13 protein-coding genes are annotated in these 14,561 nt (G+C 71.8%); 4 read left to right on the top strand and 9 right to left on the bottom strand.

Annotated features, from left to right (window positions below):
- Positions 1-148: 148 nt before the first annotated feature.
- The 5 genes from IE275_RS03190 to IE275_RS03210 form a co-directional block, all read right to left on the bottom strand.
- The gene (locus IE275_RS03190; protein WP_189707188.1) at positions 149-1,603 is read right to left on the bottom strand and encodes an aldehyde dehydrogenase family protein; all 1,455 of its coding nucleotides are present in this window, start codon (positions 1,601-1,603) and stop codon (positions 149-151) included.
- Positions 1,604-1,829: 226 nt separating this feature from the next.
- The gene (locus IE275_RS03195) at positions 1,830-3,491 is read right to left on the bottom strand and encodes an IclR family transcriptional regulator domain-containing protein (protein ID WP_229870059.1); all 1,662 of its coding nucleotides are present in this window, start codon (positions 3,489-3,491) and stop codon (positions 1,830-1,832) included.
- Positions 3,492-3,668: 177 nt separating this feature from the next.
- Positions 3,669-5,009, bottom strand: a complete 1,341-nt coding sequence (locus tag IE275_RS03200) for an MFS transporter (protein ID WP_229870060.1) — start codon at positions 5,007-5,009, stop codon at positions 3,669-3,671.
- A gap of 524 nt (positions 5,010-5,533) precedes the next feature.
- Complete coding sequence (locus IE275_RS03205) at positions 5,534-6,412, bottom strand: AraC family transcriptional regulator (protein ID WP_189707190.1); 879 nt, start codon at positions 6,410-6,412, stop codon at positions 5,534-5,536.
- 120 nt (positions 6,413-6,532) lie between these two features.
- Entirely contained in the window at positions 6,533-7,111 is a 579-nt protein-coding gene (locus IE275_RS03210) for a helix-turn-helix domain-containing protein (protein WP_189707192.1), read from the bottom strand.
- A 119-nt stretch (positions 7,112-7,230) separates the two neighbouring features.
- Between IE275_RS03210 and IE275_RS03215 the strand changes: the two genes are divergently transcribed.
- Positions 7,231-8,637: an MFS transporter gene (locus IE275_RS03215; protein ID WP_229870061.1), complete on the top strand. Its 1,407-nt coding sequence runs from the start codon at positions 7,231-7,233 to the stop codon at positions 8,635-8,637.
- A 66-nt stretch (positions 8,638-8,703) separates the two neighbouring features.
- On the opposite strand, the gene IE275_RS03220 is transcribed toward IE275_RS03215, so the two are convergent.
- Positions 8,704-9,081 (bottom strand): nuclear transport factor 2 family protein, encoded by a 378-nt coding sequence (locus IE275_RS03220; protein WP_189707194.1) that lies wholly within the window; start codon positions 9,079-9,081, stop codon positions 8,704-8,706.
- 118 nt (positions 9,082-9,199) lie between these two features.
- On the opposite strand from IE275_RS03220, the gene IE275_RS03225 reads away from it, so the two are divergent.
- Both IE275_RS03225 and IE275_RS03230 read left to right on the top strand, forming a co-directional pair.
- Positions 9,200-9,544 carry a hypothetical protein gene (locus IE275_RS03225; protein WP_189707196.1) on the top strand — a complete coding sequence of 115 codons (345 nt, stop codon included), beginning with the start codon at positions 9,200-9,202 and terminating at the stop codon, positions 9,542-9,544.
- 87 nt (positions 9,545-9,631) lie between these two features.
- Entirely contained in the window at positions 9,632-10,456 is an 825-nt protein-coding gene (locus IE275_RS03230) for an L-histidine N(alpha)-methyltransferase (RefSeq protein ID WP_189707198.1), read from the top strand.
- Between the two features lie 48 nt (positions 10,457-10,504).
- On the opposite strand, the gene IE275_RS03235 is transcribed toward IE275_RS03230, so the two are convergent.
- On the bottom strand, positions 10,505-11,074 hold the full coding sequence (locus IE275_RS03235; RefSeq protein ID WP_189707200.1) for a GNAT family N-acetyltransferase: 570 nt from the start codon (positions 11,072-11,074) through the stop codon (positions 10,505-10,507).
- Between the two features lie 289 nt (positions 11,075-11,363).
- On the opposite strand from IE275_RS03235, the gene IE275_RS03240 reads away from it, so the two are divergent.
- Entirely contained in the window at positions 11,364-12,005 is a 642-nt protein-coding gene (locus tag IE275_RS03240; protein WP_189707202.1) for a superoxide dismutase, read from the top strand.
- 138 nt (positions 12,006-12,143) lie between these two features.
- Here IE275_RS03240 and IE275_RS03245 read toward each other — a convergent pair whose 3' ends face one another.
- Both IE275_RS03245 and IE275_RS03250 read right to left on the bottom strand, forming a co-directional pair.
- Positions 12,144-13,997, bottom strand: a complete 1,854-nt coding sequence (locus tag IE275_RS03245) for a DEAD/DEAH box helicase (protein ID WP_189707204.1) — start codon at positions 13,995-13,997, stop codon at positions 12,144-12,146.
- An 87-nt stretch (positions 13,998-14,084) separates the two neighbouring features.
- Complete coding sequence (locus tag IE275_RS03250) at positions 14,085-14,288, bottom strand: cold-shock protein (RefSeq protein ID WP_020943502.1); 204 nt, start codon at positions 14,286-14,288, stop codon at positions 14,085-14,087.
- Between the last annotated feature and the right edge of the window lie 273 nt (positions 14,289-14,561).

Consider the following 14,561-nt stretch of genomic DNA (forward strand, 5'->3'; position numbering starts at 1 on the left):
CGCGGTCGACGACCCGCTGGACGACTCGCTGGACGACCCGCTGGACGACTCGCTGGACGACCCGATGGACGACGCGATCCGCGACCTCGTCGAACGGCGGCGAGCCCCCGGCACCTCGCCGTCGTGGATCGCGCGGGGCCGACGGCGATCAGAGGGGGAAGGCCGGGCGGCCCTCGGCGCCCAGCGTGATCCATCGCGGCTCGGTGAAGGCGTCGGTGCCCGCCGACGACCCGAAGCGGCCGAAGCCGGACTCGTGGATGCCGCCGAACGGGGCCTGGAGACCGTCGGTGATGCTCCGGTTGTTGACGTGCACGGCATCCGCGGGCAGTCTCCGGGCGACCGCGACGCCGGTCGCCCAGTCGCCGGTGACGACCCCGGCCGTCAACCCGCGGGGAGGGCCGCTCGCCAGGGCGACGGCCTCGTCCGTGCTGTCCGTGACATGGACGGCCACGGCGGGGCCGAAGATCTCCTCGCTCCACATGGCCATCCGCGGAGTGAGGCCGGTGAGCACCACGGGCGCGATCAGCGTGCCGTTCCCTTCGACCGCGCCGGTACCGGTCACCGCCGTCGCTCCCTTGGCCAGCGCATCGGTGACCAGCGCGGAGACCCGCTGGGCGGTACCGGCGTGGACGATCCGCCCGTCGGCCTCGGCGGGCCAGCCGGGGCCCTGCCGCGGCAGCGCCGGGACGCGTTCGGCGAGGGCGGCGAGGAAGCGGTCGGCGAGTGAGCGGTGAACGATGATGCGATCGGTGCTCAGACAGCTCTGGCCCGCGTTCAGGAAGGAGCCGACGATCGCGGTGTCCACCGCGTGGTCGACGTCCGCGTCCTGAAGGACCAGGAGGGAGTTCTTGCCGCCGAGTTCGAGGACGGCCGGCTTGAGGTGCCGGGCCGCCTCCACCCCGACGGCGCGACCCACCGCGGTCGAGCCGGTGAAACTCACGGCGCGCACCCGCGGATCGGTGACGAGCCGTCGCGTGACATCGGCGGCCTCGTCAGGGCCGTGGGTGACGACGCTGAGGACGCCGTGCGGAAGACCCGCCTCCTCCCACACCTCCTGGAGCAGCAGGCCACCGGAGAGAGGGGTGCTCTCGCTGGGCTTGAGGACGACGGTGTCGCCCAGGGCCAGGGGCAGCGCCACGGCGCGCACGCCCAGCAGGACGGAGGCGGTCCAGGGGGTGATGGCGGCGACGACCCCCACCGGCACCCTGAGGCGCAGGGAGCAGGCGCCCGGCGTCTCGGTGGGCGTGACCCGCCCGTTCGGCCGGGTGACGGACGCGGCCGCTTCGATCATGAGCTGGGCCGCCAGCTTCGTCTGGAACGCCGCCCAGGGTGCGCGGGCCCCGACCTCCGCCGCCATGACGTCGACGATCTTGTCCGTGCGACGCAGCAGCAGGTGCGCGGCCTGCAAGAAGACGGCGCTCCGCTCCGCCGGTGCCATGGCCGACCACGAGGCGAAGGCCCGGTCCGCGGCGCCGACGGCCTCCGCCGCCCGGACGCCGGCGGCGTCCTCCGGCCCGTCGCCGGGCGCCTTGGCATCGAGTAAGCCGCCCTGGGCGGCCGGGGCTCGATGCCCGTCCGTGCCCCGGCCCTGCAAGCTGGACATGCGTGTCTCCTGAACAGTGAACCTGCGCCTTCCGGCACGGCCGCGGCCATGACGGCCCGGCCGCGGCGTTCCGCGATCCGCCCCTTCGCGTGGCCCGCGTGGGGGCGGAAGCCGGGGCCGGTCCCAGCCAATCCCATGGGCATCGCGTGAGCCATGACGACAGTGATCGTCGGCCATCAGCAAATGGAGGGGGACCGGGCAAGGGCCCGCCGGAGACACCGGCGGTTCAGACCACCGGCACGGTCACGAAGCGTGCCGCGGTCGCGAGGTCCGTCTCGATGCGGGACACCGTGGCACGCAACTGCGGGAGCACCTCGTCGAGGCACTCCTCCTCGGTGCGGCGACCACTGTGCATCGCCACGTTGACGGCTGCCACGACCCGGCCCGCTCGGTCGCGGACCGGAACGGCGATCGACCGCAGCCCCGTCTCCAGTTCGCCGTCGGTGAGCGCGAACCCCTGCTCGGCCACCCGGTCCAGCAGCTCGTCCAGTTGCCCGCGGTCGGTGACCGTCCTGACGGTCAACGGCCGGAGCGGCTCGCCACCGTCCAGGACGGCCGTGCGCTCGCCGGGCGGCAGCCCGGCCAGGAGGACACGGCCCATCGACGTGGCGTAGGCGGGGAAGCGGGTGCCGACGGTGATGTTGACGCTCATCACCCGGTACACGGCGGCGCGCCCCGTGTACCGGATGTCGCCGCCCTCCAGCACCGCCATCGAGGCGGAGTCGTGCACCCGGCCACCCAGCGCTTCGATGTGCGGCTGGGCGAGTTCGGCGAGCGAGATCCGGGACAGCGGAGGGAAGCCCAGTTCGAGGATGCGCGGGGTGGGCCGGAACGCCCGGCCTTCGGCGACCACGTACCCCAGGTGCTCCAGGGTGAGCAGCGCCCGCCGGGCGGTGGCCCGGACCAGGCCGGTGGCGCGCGCGGCGTCGGCGACGGTCAGGGTGTCGCGGCCCGCTCCGAACGCCGTGACGACGGTGAGTCCGCGGGCCAGCGACTCGACGAACTCCCGCCCCATGACCTGCTTCGACGTCCCCGTCCAGGTGGCGGTCCCGGACTGCGGTTCCGTCGAGGGGGCGGGCGCGTGGCGCAGCGTCTCCTCCATCTCCGCCACCGTCCGCCGGAGTTTGCGCAAGGCGGCGTCCCGCAACGACGCCACGTCGTGCCGGCTGGTGTGACTGACCACGCTGACGGCGCACACCTGACGGCCGTGCGGGTCGCGCACGGCGGCGCCGAGCGCGACCAGACCCGGTTCGATCCGCTGATCGTCCTCCGCCCAGCCGTGCCGTGCCGCCTCGGCGCACAGTTCGGGGGTGAACGCGGCTCTCCACCGTTCCCCGGACGGTACGGCCCGGGTTTCGTGATCCGCCGGCGCGGCGGACTTCTCGGACCACTCCGCCCAGGTCTGTGCGGGCCACTCGGCGGCGATCAACGCGCCCGGCGCCGCCCGTTCCACCGACAGCACGTCACCGATCCCGAAGCAGAGGGTCATCGCCCGCCGGTGCTTGACCTGATGGATCATCCGCAGTTCCGTGCCGTCCGGCACGACCAGCGACACGGACTCGTCCAGGTCGTCGGCGAGCGCGCGCACGTGCGGGCCCAGGAGTTCGGGCAGCCGGACGGCGGCGAGATAGGCGTTGCCCAGCTCCATGACGCCCGGCAGGAGCGCCACGTCCCGCCCGTCCAGCCGGACGTACCCCATGTGGGCCAGGGTCGCCGCGATCCGGTCCACCGTGGCCCGGGGGAGGCCGGTGGCGTACGACAGGTCGCGCAGGCTCATCGTGCCGTCCGCCTCGGTCAGCCGCCGCAGCACGTCGATGCCGCGCATCAGCGGGGCGACGGCCACGGCCGGCGCCGTGGGGGCGGGCGGCGAGTCTGCGGGGCTGATCATGGGGACTCCATGCGGTCCGGCTACGGCGACGGCGACGGGGCGGGGGCGGTGGCGGATCAGGGACACCGGGCCGGTGGGACGGACGAACGGGCTGGTGGGACTGATGGGTTGTGACTTTACGGCCCCTGGCCCGTCCGCGGGTGAGGCGGAGGGCCAGGGGCCGGGGGGCCTGGGGCCTCAGTCGGTGGCGCCGGCCAGCGCCGTCTTCGGGCCCGGCGCCGCGTGCGGCCGGGTGCGCTGTGCCAACGGCACCAGGGATATCGCGGCGGCGGCGAGCACCGCGGCCACGGCGAACGTGGTGAAGCCGAGCGAGGCGTTGCCGTCGGCGATCACCATGCCACCGAGCCACGGGCCGACCACGGCGCCGGTGCGGCCCACGCCGGTCACCCAGCCGAGGCCGGTGGCGCGTCGGCTCGGCCCGTACACCCGGGCCGTGGTCGCGTAGACCATCACCTGGGCGCTGAACAGCCACACACCGGTGATGAACACGACGACGTAGGCGACGCCCAGCGGCAGGTGGGCGCGGAGCAGGAAGGCCCCGGCGGCGGTGAGCAGGAACCAGATCGCCGACACCTTGACGGGTCCGAAGCGGTCGGCGGTGCGGCCGGCGACCAGCATGCCGAGGATGCCGCCCGCGTTGATCACCATGAGGAAGGTGACGGACGAGGAGAGCGAGTAGCCCGAGGCCCGCATCAGCTCGGGCAGCCAGGTGGAGACGCCGTAGACCAGCAGCAGTCCGGCGAAGGACGCGATCCACAGCAGCGGTGTCGCCCCACGGGTTCCGGGTGCGAAGAGGTCCCCGATCGCGGCCATGCGTCCCTTGGCGCCGGTCGAGGGCACGTCGGCCTCGCCCGGACGGTCCAGCCCGTACCGGTCGGCGACGGCGTACGCCTGCTCGGTGCGGCCCTTGGCGAAGAGGACACCGGGCGATTCGGGCAGCCACTTCACGACCAGTGGGACGGCGATGACGGCCGGAAGGACACCCGCCCAGAAGACCCAGCGCCATCCGTGGTCGGGGGCGACGACGAGGCCGATGCCCGTCGCGGCCATGCCGCCCGCGTGGTACGAGGTCATCATGAGGCCCGTGGCCAGCGCGGCCCGCCGGGGAGGGGCGAACTCGGCGACGAGCGCCAGCCCGATCGGCATCAGCCCGCCGAGTCCCAGACCCGACAGGAAGCGCCCCGCGGCGAAGACGGTGACATCGGGCGCCGCGGCACACAGCGCGGACCCCAGCGAGAAGAGCACGACACTGACCGTGACCAGAGGTTTCCGCCCGAGCCAGTCGGTGAGCGTGCCGGTCGCGAGGGCACCGATCAGCATGCCGAAGGTCGTCCAGCTGCCGACGGTGCCCGCCTTGCCGGGGGAGAAGCCGAGGTCGGGGTCGTCGAGCAGATGCGGGATGACCGCGCCGTAGATGTTGACGTCCATGCCGTCGAAGAAGACGGCGAGCCAGCACAGGGCGATGACGGGTGCCACGGCTTTGAACGAGCGGGTCGGTGGGGACGCGAGAGGGGTCACGGGTGACTCACTTTCTTTCACGACGTCGTGATGAGCGAGACGGAGGAGGCGGCCGGGCCGGGATGTCGGCGATTCGGCCCGCGATGCGGCCGAGTGGTGTCTCAGCGGAACGTCGCGGCTGTGCGGTGCGGGTGTGCGGTGCGGGTGTGCAGAGCGGTTGGTGCGGTGCGGGTGTGCGATGCGGTGTGGGGCGCGAGCGCCAGAGTGTGCGCCAGGTGAAAAACGGCTCACAATCGGTGCAGAGGAGTTTCCGGGTGCGCCTCCGCCCTGTCAACGGGTCCGCGCAAGGGGCTTCACTCGGACACCACATGGCGAGAACGATAGTTCTCGCCATGTGGCTGATGCGCGACTCTCCGTGCGGTCGGGCCTGACGGTCAGGCCCGACCGGGGGTGTCTGCACGGAAATCGGGCGTTCTGTTCATATATGTACGCCGCGCATGTCGCCTGAGTGGGCTGCTAGAGTGGAGAACGAATGTTCTCTACGATGCTCGCGAGCGGCTCACCAGGCACAGGAAGGAAGGGCTCTAGCTCTGCTCCCGCTCCACCGGGAGCCACAGCTCGGCGTCCGCCTCCGCCGTGCCCGGAACCAGGCGCGTGCGCAGGATCTCCGGGCCGGGCCGGCTGAAGTAGGGGTTGGACGGGAACCACTGGGTGAACACGTCCCGCCACAGATACTGGATGGCCTGCGGCGCCGGGCCCGAGGTGCTGAAGACCGCCCAGGTCCCGGCCGGTACGGCCAGGGCGACCGTGCCCTCGGGAAGGGGCGAGGCAACGGGCCCGGACGTGATCACCCCTTGGTAGTAGTCGAGTTCGGTCCCCTCGGCGCGGCTCGGATCCAGGTCGTCACAGACCGAGACGATCCCCTGCGGCTCCTGGTCCGACAGCTTCTCCAGACGTTCCAGGGTCCGCGGTTCGATGCCACGGACGAAATCGATGATCGCCTGGTTCGGCCCCGCGTGAACCAGCGGTACCCGGGCCTTGAGACCCGTGACGGTGAAGGCCGGGCGGTCCACCACGCGGTATCGCATGCTGCTGTTCCCTTCGACGGTGAGGTGGAAGGACAACCGTGGCTGCGAGACGAGCGCGGCACCGGTACGCCGGGCCTCCCCCGGTCCCACACCGTGCACGGCCCGGAACGCCCGCGCGAACGCCTCGCCCGAGCCGTACCCGTAGCGCACGGCGATCTCCAGCAGCGAGTCACGTCCGCTGAGCACCTCGGCGCCCGCGACGGTGAGCCGGCGGCGTCGGACGTACTCGGACAGCGGCATCCCGGCGAGCGCGGAGAACATCCGGCGCAGGTGGTACTCCGAGGTGGCCGCGATCCGGGCCAGGCCGCCCACGTCGATCGGCTGGTCCAGCCGGCTCTCGATGTGCTCCATGACCTGGTTGAGCCGCTCCAGCACGCCCGGTCTCCTTCCTCTTTACGATCATCACGCTAGCCAGCGCCCACCCGGCCGGACCCGACATTCTGTGCCTGATCAAGTCGGGTGCGGACCGGGACTCCCGTACGGCACGGCCGCCCTTCAGTCGCTCGCCGGCGGGCCGGTGCGGACGCGGGCCTGGTCGCCGTGGGGACCGAACAGGTGCAGGATCTCCACGGCTTCGCCGCCGGACGGGCCGAACCAGTGCGGTTCACTCGTGTCGAACTCGGCCACCTCGCCGGGCCGCAGGACGAGTTCGCGTTCCCCGAGGACGAGGCGCAGCTCGCCGGCGAGCACGTACAGCCACTCGTAGCCGGCGTGGGTCACCAGTCGCGGTTCGCGCTGGGCGAGCACCTGCTTGAACACCTGGACCCGGCCCGGGTACTGCGTCAGCGGCACGAGGACGCTCCCGCTCTCCCGCCGTCGCGGCTTCAGATGAACCCGGGGGTCACCGGTGGCCGGCGCCGCGACCAGCTGGTCCAGGGCGACGCGGTGCGCGCGGGCCAGCGGGATCAGCAGATCGAGCGTCGGGCGCCGAATCCCCGACTCCAGGCGCGAGAGCGTGCTCACGGAGATCCCGGTCTCCTCCGCGAGGGCTTCGAGGGTGAGCCCCCGGTCGCGCCGCAGCGCGCGCAGCCGTGGCCCGATGCTGTCGAGGATCTCCGCGAGTTCGGCGTCCATACGACCATTTTGCGGTCTTCGCAAAGACGCTGGGCCCGGCCCCTGCTCCGGGCCGAACGTGAGGGGCATCCGATCCGATCCCGATCGCGATTCCGACCCCGTATCGAAGGGCACCCACCGTGACCGTCGCGACCTTCCCGGCCGCTGTTCCACCCTCCCCGCTGAGCGCGCGCCGGCGCTGGACGGTGCTGGCCGTCTGCGCGCTCAGCATGTTCCTCGTGGGCGTGGACACCACCATCGTCAACGTCGGCCTGCCCGCCATCGGGCAGGCGCTCGGCGTGGGCACGCGCGGCCTGGAATGGGCCGTCGACGCGTACACCGTGGTCCTGGCCGGCCTCCTCATCGCCTCCGGTGCACTCGCGGACCGCTTCGGACGCCGCCGGATCTTCCGGTGCGGACTGATCGTCTTCGGCCTGGCCTCCGTCGCCTGCGCCCTCGCCCCGTCGTTCGGCCTGCTCGTCGCCGCCCGTGCCGTCCAGGGGATCGGGGCCTCGATGCTGAGCCCCGTGGCGCTGGCGATCGTGGTGAACGCGATGCCCGACCCGCGGGAACGGGCCAGGGCGATCGGCCTGTGGGCGTCGGTCTTCGGGCTCAGCATGGCGGCGGGCCCGGTCACCGGCGGAGCCCTCGTCGCGGCGTTCGGCTGGCGTTCGGTGTTCTGGATCAACGCGCCGGTCGTCTGTGCCGCCCTCCTCCTGGTCGCCCTGGTGGTGCCGGAGTCCCGCGGGGAGCGCGCCCGGCGCCCGGACCTGCCCGGCCAGGCGCTGATCGGCCTGGTGCTGTGCCTGGTCGTCGGCCTGCTCATCGAAGGCCCCCGCATCGGCTGGACCTCACCCGTGGCCCTCGCGGGCTACGCCCTGCTCGCCGTGGCGACGGCCGGATTCGTCCGCGTGGAGCTGCGGCGGAGCGAACCCCTGATGGACCTGCGCCTCTTCCGTCGGCCGCCGTTCGCGACAGCGGTGCTCGGCGCCATGGCGGTGTTCGTCGCGCTGAACGTCACCCTGCTCCTCAACACCCTCTACTTCCAGCACACCCGCGGCTGGAGCCCGCTCGCGACCGGCGCCGCGACCCTGCCCATGGCACTGGGCGCCACCTTGTGCGCGCCCTGGTCCGGCGCCCTGGTGGGACGCCTCGGGGCCCGCCGTCCCCTGGCCCTCGCGGGAGGGTTCACCGCGGCCGGCGGCCTGTGCCTGATCGGCCTGGGCCCGCACACCGGCGTGCCGCTGATCCTGTTCGCCTACCTGCTCATCGGCATCGGGTTCGGTTTCGCCAACGCCCCGCTCACTCACACCGCGGTCAGCGGCCTGCCGCCGGCCCGGGCGGGCGTGGCGGGGGCGATCACCTCCACGGCACGCCAGGTCGGCGCGGCGGTCGGGATCGCCGTCGCCGGGGGCATGGTCGCGGGCACTCCTCCCACCGCGCTCGCCACGGCCTCCCGGCCGGCCTGGCTCCTCGTCGCGGCCTGCGGCCTGTTCCTGCTCACCGCGGCACGAGCCGCCCGGCCACCGGCCATCGGGGCGGCGTAGGCCGTATCGGCAGAGAACGACGATCCGCAAGAAGCGGCGATGCGCAAGAAACCACGATCCGCATCGCTACGCGGCCCCGGACGGAACAAGGGTGGCCTGGTGGAAGTACATGCGCCAGGCCGTTCCCGTCCTCCGCCACAAGGAGCTTCGCCGGGCCCGACGCCCCTGGTCGTCGGTGAAGTACGTCAGATGAACAACGCCGGGAGCGAGAACGACCCCGGACATCTCGCTGACGTTCACCGACGACTCCGATGACACCGTTTCCGCGCTCAGGACCGCGACGATGGACTCCACGTCCCAGCGCCGCCCCGAGGCCCCGAACTCGGTGAACTCCGGATCCAGAAGCTCCCGTACAAGGGACGGAGACGCCCGCACCTCGGGTTCGAGCAGCCGCAATTCCGCATCGATGGCGGCCTGGATCGCCCGCTCGCTCTCGTCCGTCATACCGGAATCCTACGAACCCGTCCCGCCGGCACGCCATGACGGATCATCCGGCGCGAGCCGAACCGCACCAGGCGCCCGGATTCCGTCCCGCGGATCACGGCGCCCTAGGCTCGAGGCCATGCACAACACCCTGACCGAGCACGCCCGGTGTCTCTACGGGGACGAGTACCGACCTGCGCCGGAGTGCGGTGCCGAACACGGGGAGCACTATTTTGTCGAGGAGTTGACGTTCGCCGACGCGGATTCGATCCTGGCCATGCTGCGCGAACTGTGCCCGCACGTGGCTGACGGCTGCCTTCCGGTCTGGATCCGGAACCTGTCCTATCGGCTGGTGCTCCTGCAACGGCCCGACGAACCGGCGTTGATGCGCGAGGCCGCCGAGAGCCTGTGGATGCACGGCCCGGACTGGGACGGCATCGCGGCCGACCTGGTGAAGCGGGCCGACGTGCTGGAAGCGGGCTGAAGACGAGGTCCTCGCGAGAGCGGGCCCGCGGCCCCGGAAACCTTGATCGGCCCGTCACCGAGCTGTTCTTCCGACCAGACTCACCCCATGACCACACACCTCTCCTACGTCCACGGCTACTCCGAGCACGAGACACGCCGCCTCGGCGAACAGGCCGACACGCTCGCCGCCCTGCTCCACTCCGGAACGTCCTATCTCGCCGGAAGCCGGGTCCTGGAGGTCGGCTGCGGTGTCGGCGCGCAGACCGTGCATCTGGTGGAGTCCAGCCCGGAGGCCGAGTTCGTTGCGGTGGACGTCTCCGCGACGTCACTCGCCGAGGCCAGGGCCCGGTTACTGGCACACGCCCCGACCGCCCGGGTGAGCTGGATCCGGGCGGACCTGTTCCGACTCCCGTTTCCCGAGGCGTCGTTCGACCACATCTTCGTCTGCTTCGTCCTGGAACACCTGACGGCCCCGCAGCAGGCGCTGAAAGCCCTGCGGCGTCTGCTGCGCCCCGGCGGCACCCTCACCGTGATCGAGGGCGATCACGGGTCGGTGTTCTTCCACCCCGACAGCGCCTACGCCCGTGCGGCGATCGACTGCCAGGTCCGGCTCCAGTCCGCCGCGGGTGGCAACGCACTGCTCGGCCGCGCCCTGCACCCCCTGCTGACGTCCGCCGGGTACGCGCAGGTGACGGTCCGTCCGCGCACGGTGTACGCCGACACCTCCCGGCCCGAACTGGTCGGAGGCTTCACCAGGAGCACCTTCATCGACATGATCGCCGCCGTACGGGACCAGGCACTGGAAGCCGGCCTGATGACCGCCGAGGACTTCGACCGCGGGATCACCGACCTGCACCGCACCACGGACGAGAAGGGCACCTTCCACTACACCTTCTTCAAAGGCGAGGCGGTGAAGACGAAGGAGGCGTGAGCAGGGGCCCGGATCCCGCCAAGGGCGCCACCCCGCCGCGTCACGGGGTCACAGCGGCTGGGCCGCCAGGGCCCCGGCGGGGTGGCGGGGGCCGAGGAAGACGACGATGCCCTCGCCGTCGGGGGAGGGGTGGGTGGCCTGGGTCCAGCCCTGGCCGCGGTAGAAGGACATGGCCCGCGGCGAGCGGAGCGAGGTGAGCAGCCAGGAGCGGCCGTCCGGGGCGTCTTCGGCGACCGCTTCGAGAAGATCGGCGGCGAGGCCGGTGCCGTGCGCCTGGGGGCGGACGGCGAGTTCGTCGATCTCGCGGGCGCCGCACAGCCAGTCCACGGTGCGTTCGGGGCCGAGGCCGGCGGCGGCCCGGGGGTAGCAGCGGTCGGTGGGGAACGGGGCGAGGGTGGTCCAGGCGGTGGCGAAGCCGACGACCTCTCGGCCGCCGAAGGCGAGCGCGGCGGTGAAGCCCGGACGCCGTACGGCGACGCGGAGCGATCCGAGGAACTCGATCGCCTGCTCCGCGTCCTCGTTCCAGGGCGGCGCACAGAAGGCGTCGACGTAGACGGAGTGCAACGCCACGGCGTGGTCGAGGAGTTCGGGACCCTGGAAGAGGCGGATGTCCGTCACGCGGCCACCGCCCCGGCGGTGACGGGGTGCGGGGCCGGGTTCTCGATGCCGAGCACGATCGAAGAGCCCATGCCCCACCCCTTCCTGTACCGACCACGTCTGTTGCAACCTATTCGCAATAACCTATATTTTGCAACAGCGCGGGGCGCCGTATGCCTGACAGCGTCCGTTCCATGGGCGGCGCCCCGCGCCCTCGTGTCGCTCGTCCGTTGCTTGATCGGCAAGAGGTCGCTAGTACTGTTAGCGTGCAGCTGCATAACATTCGCAATAACGTCGGAGGACGTTGGACATGGCGGTTTACACGCTCCCGGAGCTTCCGTACGACTACGCGGCGCTCGAGCCGGTGATCAATCCGCAGATCGTCGAGCTGCACCACGACAAGCACCACGCGGCGTACGTCAAGGGCGCGAACGACACCCTGGAGCAGCTCGCGGAGGCGCGGGACAAGGAGCAGTGGGGCTCGATCAACGGCCTGGAGAAGAACCTGGCCTTCCATCTCTCCGGCCACATCCTGCACTCGATCTACTGGCACAACATGACCGGTGACGGTGGCGGCGAGCCCCTGGCCGCCGACGGTGTGGGCGACCTGGCCGACGCGATCACCGAGTCCTTCGGTTCGTTCGCCGGATTCAAGGCCCAGCTGACCAAGGCGTCCGCGACGACCCAGGGTTCGGGCTGGGGCGTCCTCGCCTACGAGCCGCTCTCCGGCCACCTGATCGTCGAGCAGGTCTACGACCACCAGGGCAACGTCGGCCAGGGGACCACCCCGATCCTGGTCTTCGACGCCTGGGAGCACGCCTTCTACCTCCAGTACAAGAACCAGAAGGTCGACTTCATCGACGCGATGTGGGCCGTCGTCAACTGGCAGGACGTGGCCAAGCGTTACGCCGCCGCCAAGGAGCGCGGCAACAGCCTGCTGCTCACGCCGTGACGCCGTAGCCGCGGACGCGTAGATGTCCTGCTCGTGATCGTCTTCTCAACCTTCACCGGCAGGCGGCACAAGGAAGGGCTCTCCCGGGCGGGTCGCTCGGGAGAGCCCTTCTGTCTCAGTAACCGCTGCCGGACGGCTCTAGGCGGGCGAGGTGCCGCGGTCGTGTCCGCCGCGGCGGCCGGAGCCGCGGCCTGCGGCGGGGCCGCCGGTGCGGCCGGTGCCCCTCGCGGCCGCGTCGCCGGCCGTCCGCCGGCCGGACCCGCGGGCACCCTGACCGGTCGCCTTACCCGCCGTCTTGCCGTTCGCCTTGCCGTTCGCCGCGTCGGTCGACGACCGTCGGCCGGACCCGCGAGAGCCCTGACCGTTCGTCGTGTCGCCCGTCGCGTCGGCAGCGGTCCGTCGGCCGGAGCCCCGGGCGGGCGCGCCGGCGCCGCCACCCGTAGGCCTGTCGCTCCGAGTCCGGTGGCTCGTGCCGCGTCCGCCCGGTGCGGACGTGCCACCGGCCGTGGACGCGTCGCGACCCGCTCCGGCCGCGGGCCGGCGCCTCGAACTCCGCTGCGCCGTCTCGGTGCCGGCGCCCGCCGCCTCGGCTCCGCCGCCGCCGCTGCGACGCCGGCGGCCGGGCCGCTTGTCGGCTCCGGCGCCGCCACCGGTGCCGCGTCCCGTGCGGGACGCCACCGGCGCCGGGGGAGCCGGGACCTCGATGGTGACGGGCACACCGGAAGGCTCGCGGGCGCCCGTGATGTCGGTCAGTGCCGTGTCGCTCGACGTGACGCGAGCGGTCCGGGGGCGGATGCCCGCGTCCGACATGAGCTGGGTGACCTCCCGCTTCTGGTCGGGCAGGACCAGGGTGACCACACTGCCCGAGCCACCGGCGCGGGCCGTGCGGCCGCCCCGGTGCAGATAGTCCTTGTGGTCGGTGGGCGGATCCACGTTCACGACGAGCTCGAGGTCGTCGATGTGTATGCCCCGCGCCACGACGTTCGTCGCGACCAGTGCGGTGACCTGGCCGTTCTTGAACTGTTCCAGGACACGGTTGCGCTGCGGCTGGGAGCGGCCTCCGTGCAGCGCGGCCGCACGGACACCGACGGCCAGCAGCCGCTTGGCGAGCCGGTCGGCCGACCGCTTGGTGTCGAGGAAGAGGATGACCCGGCCGTCACGGGCGGCGATACGCGTGGTGACGGCCTTCTTGTCGGTCTCGTCCATCACGTGCAGGACATGGTGCTCCATGGTGGTCACCGCACCCGCGGACGGGTCCACGGAGTGCACCACGGGGTCGGTCAGGAACTGCTGCACCAGGCGGTCGATGTTGCGGTCCAGGGTGGCCGAGAACAGCATGCGCTGCCCGTCGGGCCGTACCAGCCGGAGCAGCTTGGTGATCTGCGGCAGGAAGCCCATGTCGGTCATCTGGTCGGCTTCGTCCAGCACCGTGATGCGGACGTCGTCGAGTACGCAGTCCCCGCGTTCCACGAGGTCGTTGAGCCGGCCCGGCGTCGCCACGAGCACCTCGGCGCCGCGCTGGAGCGCGGTGGCCTGCTTGGTGAGGGACAGCCCGCCGACCACGGTGGTCAGCCGGAGGTTCACCGCCGTGGCGTAGGGGCTCAGCGCGTCGGTCACCTGCTGGGCGAGCTCACGGGTGGGCACCAGGACGAGGGCGAGCGGCGCCTTGGGCTCCGCGCGCAGTCCGGTCGTCCGGGCCAGGAGCGCCAGACCGAACGCGAGGGTCTTGCCGGAGCCGGTGCGTCCACGCCCCAGCACGTCACGGCCCGTGAGCGAGTTGGGCAGCGTGGCGGACTGGATGGGGAACGGGGCGGTCACGCCCTGCGCGGTGAGGGTCTTCAGCAGCCCCGCGGGCATGTCCAGGTCGGCGAAGTCCTCGACGGCGGGAAGCCCGGGTGTCGTGGTTTCCGGCAGCTGGAATTCCCTGGGCGGCGACGTGAGCGGTCGGGGGGAGGAGGAGCGACGGTTCGGCTTCTGGAACCTGCGGGACATGCGGTTGTCTGCCTCTCTGGAAACAGCAGAAACCGGAGTCCGCACCGTGATGGTGCGGACCCCGGTTCGCGGTTACGCGTCCGGTGATCAGGCGGGGACGATGTTCTCCGCCTGCGGGCCCTTCTGGCCCTGCGTGACGTCGAAGGAGACCCGCTGGCCCTCCTGGAGCTCACGGAAGCCCTGGGTGGCGATGTTCGAGTAGTGGGCGAACACGTCGGGGCCGCCGCCGTCCTGCGCGATGAAGCCGAAACCCTTTTCAGAGTTGAACCACTTCACGGTTCCCTGTGCCATGACATTCTCCTTCTGTAGGCAGAGAGGCCCCATCCGGAGATGCCGGAAAAACTGACGCGCCTGAAGGAGAACTGTTCCTGTCAGGCGCGCATAGGTTCATGGGTACCACAACTACAACAACCTGCGAACCCTAACACAGCCCGCCGTCCCGAGGTGGATCATCGACGTGCGGCCCGACCGCCGGCACTCCCGGGTGGGGGACGTCGCACCTCTTGAAGCGGCCGCGTGCTCTGTACGAGGATCCGGGGCAGCGCGTGGTGGGAGCGCTCCCGC

Source organism: Streptomyces phaeofaciens (assembly GCF_014648915.1).
Classification (GTDB): Bacteria; Actinomycetota; Actinomycetes; order Streptomycetales; family Streptomycetaceae; genus Streptomyces; species Streptomyces phaeofaciens.

Coding starts and splice junctions, on each gene's coding strand:
- IE275_RS03190 (WP_189707188.1), bottom strand. CDS start 1,603: ATGTCCAGCTTGCAGGGCCGGGGCACGGACGGGCATCGAGCCCCGGCC.
- IE275_RS03195 (WP_229870059.1), bottom strand. CDS start 3,491: ATGATCAGCCCCGCAGACTCGCCGCCCGCCCCCACGGCGCCGGCCGTG.
- IE275_RS03210 (WP_189707192.1), bottom strand. CDS start 7,111: ATGGACGCCGAACTCGCGGAGATCCTCGACAGCATCGGGCCACGGCTG.
- IE275_RS03220 (WP_189707194.1), bottom strand. CDS start 9,081: ATGACGGACGAGAGCGAGCGGGCGATCCAGGCCGCCATCGATGCGGAA.
- IE275_RS03225 (WP_189707196.1), top strand. CDS start 9,200: ATGCACAACACCCTGACCGAGCACGCCCGGTGTCTCTACGGGGACGAG.
- IE275_RS03230 (WP_189707198.1), top strand. CDS start 9,632: ATGACCACACACCTCTCCTACGTCCACGGCTACTCCGAGCACGAGACA.
- IE275_RS03240 (WP_189707202.1), top strand. CDS start 11,364: ATGGCGGTTTACACGCTCCCGGAGCTTCCGTACGACTACGCGGCGCTC.
- IE275_RS03245 (WP_189707204.1), bottom strand. CDS start 13,997: ATGTCCCGCAGGTTCCAGAAGCCGAACCGTCGCTCCTCCTCCCCCCGA.
- IE275_RS03250 (WP_020943502.1), bottom strand. CDS start 14,288: ATGGCACAGGGAACCGTGAAGTGGTTCAACTCTGAAAAGGGTTTCGGC.